The sequence below is a fragment of the Microcystis sp. M53598_WE2 genome (assembly GCF_030067735.1).
Taxonomy (GTDB): domain Bacteria; phylum Cyanobacteriota; class Cyanobacteriia; order Cyanobacteriales; family Microcystaceae; genus Microcystis; species Microcystis aeruginosa.
Window position 1 is genome coordinate 1 of record NZ_JASJFE010000111.1, and the last position, 2,838, is coordinate 2,838.

General features: G+C 45.2%; 2 protein-coding genes. One reads left to right on the plus strand and one right to left on the minus strand.

What is annotated here, in order from left to right:
- Positions 1 to 172 (plus strand): DUF4351 domain-containing protein (locus PX636_RS02605; protein WP_288116142.1); only part of this gene is annotated, 172 nt, incomplete at its 5' end.
- 29 nt (positions 173 to 201) lie between these two features.
- Here the strand turns inward: PX636_RS02605 and priA are convergent.
- The gene (gene priA, locus PX636_RS02610; RefSeq protein WP_288116143.1) at positions 202 to 2,691 is read right to left on the minus strand and encodes a primosomal protein N'; all 2,490 of its coding nucleotides are present in this window, start codon (positions 2,689 to 2,691) and stop codon (positions 202 to 204) included.
- Positions 2,692 to 2,838 lie beyond the last annotated feature (147 nt).

Below are 2,838 nucleotides of genomic sequence, written 5' to 3' on the forward strand. Positions count from 1 at the left end.
GCAGGAAGCATTAAAGTTAGTCCTCCGTCAACTTCAGCGACGTTTCGGTGAAATACCGCAAACTCTAGAAGAAACCATCCGTAACCTTCCTGTGGAGCGGTTAGAAGACTTAGGACTCGCTTTATTAGACTTTGACACTTTGACGGATTTAGATAACTGGTTGCATCCGTGAACAATAGCGATCATCTCATTCATCCTTGATTATTCTATAGTTAAGGGGTCTACATCGATCGCCATACTTACCTTGGGTAAAACTAAGCTTTTCAAAGGACGCAAAAGACCACCGATATCAGCCTTTTCTCCCGATAATTTTAACAGAATTTGCCAGCGATAACGGTTAGCCACGCGCATAATTGTTGCGGGTGCAGGTCCCAAAATATCCCAATCGGAACCGAAATTATTAACACATTCCTCCGCAACATTTTCGGCACTTTTCTGAACTGCTTCTCCATCTAAACCACTAAAGCGAATTAAGACTAAACTGCCGTAGGGAGGATAATTTAAACCCTCTCTCTGCATTAATTCCGTCTCGACAAAACCCTCATAATCGTGGGTTTGCACTGCTCTAATCACGGGATGTTCGGGGGTATAGGTTTGGATAATTACCTTTCCTTCTCTTTCTCCCCTTCCTGCTCTCCCTGCTACTTGAGTTAGGGTTTGAAAAGCGCGTTCGGAGGCGCGATAATCGGAGTGATAAAGTAAACCATCGGCAGCCATAATTCCCACTAGGGTAACTCGATCGATATCTAATCCTTTGGTGAGCATTTGGGTTCCGACTAAGACATCGAATTCACCATCAGTAAATAGTTTTAATAGTTCCCGGGGAGCATTTTTGTTGCGGGTGGTATCACTATCAAAACGCAAGCAGCGCAAATCAGGAAATTCTTTGGTTAATTCTTGGGTGACGCGCTGAGTGCCAGTACCGAAAAATTTTAGATAGGGAGAACCACATTCAGGACATTGTTTCGGATGGATGCGACCATAGTTGCAGTAGTGACAGCGTAGTAATTCTTGCGCTCCCGGTTCGGTGTGGTGGTAGGAGAGAGAGACATCACAGTGGGGACACTCCAGCACATAACCGCAACTTCGGCAAGATACAAAGGTACTATGTCCGCGGCGACTGACGAATAAAATTGCCTGTTCTCCCTTGTCGCGCAGAGTGTCCAGAGATGAACGCAGGGATTGACTGAAAAGAGAACGATTGCCTCGTTGCAATTCCCGTCGCATATCGACGATTTCCACCTGCGGTAAGGGGCGATTTTGGATGCGATCGGGCAAAGATAGGTAAAGACTGGGATTAACTTGGGATTCTAGCCATGTTTCTAGGGATGGTGTGGCCGAGCCTAAAATTACGGGACAATGGTTTAATTGAGCGCGCCATTTAGCCACGGTACGCGCGTGATAGGTGGGGAGTAATTGGGTTTGTTTAAAGCTGCTATCGTGTTCTTCATCGAGGATAATCATGCCTAGATGGGGTAAAGGGGCAAAAATCGCCGATCGCGTCCCGATAATGACTTGCGGGGTTCCTGTCAACATCTGTCGCCAGGTATCGTATCTTTCTCCTTCCGAGAGGGCGCTATGATAAACATAGACTCGATCGCCAAAACGGGCCACAAAGCGATCGGTTAGTTGCGGTGTTAATCCAATTTCGGGGACTAAAACCAAGGCAGATTTACCCGCTGCTAAGACAGGTGCGATCGCCTGTAGATAGACTTCTGTTTTACCCGATCCCGTCACTCCGTGTAAGAGGACGCTTTCACCACCTTTCAGGGTTTGAATGGCTTCTAGTGCTTGTTTTTGACTAGAAGTGAGTGTTTTTGGTTGATCCCTGCTCATAATCGCCGAGGATAAGCGCAGAAATTCCCGGTCCTCAATCACCACATAACCCTTGTCAATTAGTGGTTTAAAATGTTTTGTCCCCGCGAGTTGTGCCAATTCTGGCAGCCACATTTCTCCTCCCTGATGACGGAGAATTTCGACAATTTTGCGCTGATTTTCGGTTAAATCAGCAGGAAAGTCGGTTATTAGCAGGGTAATGGCTTTTTTTAGCTTAATATTGGTACTTTTGGGCGCTTCTAGATAACTTTCTACCCAACCGCGCTTAACTAAGTCTCGAATACCGTAATTAGCATTTTTGACTTTTTCTTGCAGGTATTTCGCCGAATAATCGCCTTCTTTTTGATTTTTTAGCAGGGATAAAATCTGACGGGAGAGGGGAGTACAAAAAACTTCCCCACCGGGGGGAATCGCTTCTGGTTTTAATCTGATGCGACGTTGGGAACTTCGCAGTAAACCCTTAGGTAAAGCGACGCGAACAACGGTGATTAAGTCCGTCGCGTAGTATTGGGCGATTTTCGTCAATAACTGCCAATAATTATCGGGGAAAAAGCCCTTAGCAATCACATCTTCCACGGGACGAATTTGCTTTTCTTCTAGTCCTGCGGGCAAATTTTCGAGAAATCTAAGAGCAATTCCCCCTATTACCTGAGAACCGAAAGGAACGCTTAAAATATCGCCAATTTCTACCGTTAAATCCCGGGGGATACTATAGGTTAATATTTGCTGATCCTCTTGACTATCTCTAGGATAAGGGCGATCGACCAAAACCTCTAACCACGATTGTCCAGTTGTGGTTAATTGGTAAGGTGTGCGAGGTTCCGCTACAGTTAGAGTAGCACAGCGATCGAGCATAGTCAGTGGGGTGATGGGGTGATGGGGTGATGGGGTGAATAGGGTATTTAAATTATAGTTTAAAGCTTGAGGGGAATAAAACCAGTTAATTTTCTCTAAAAACAGTTTAAATATTGCTTTTTTGCCCACAAATTTTGATTTTTAGCC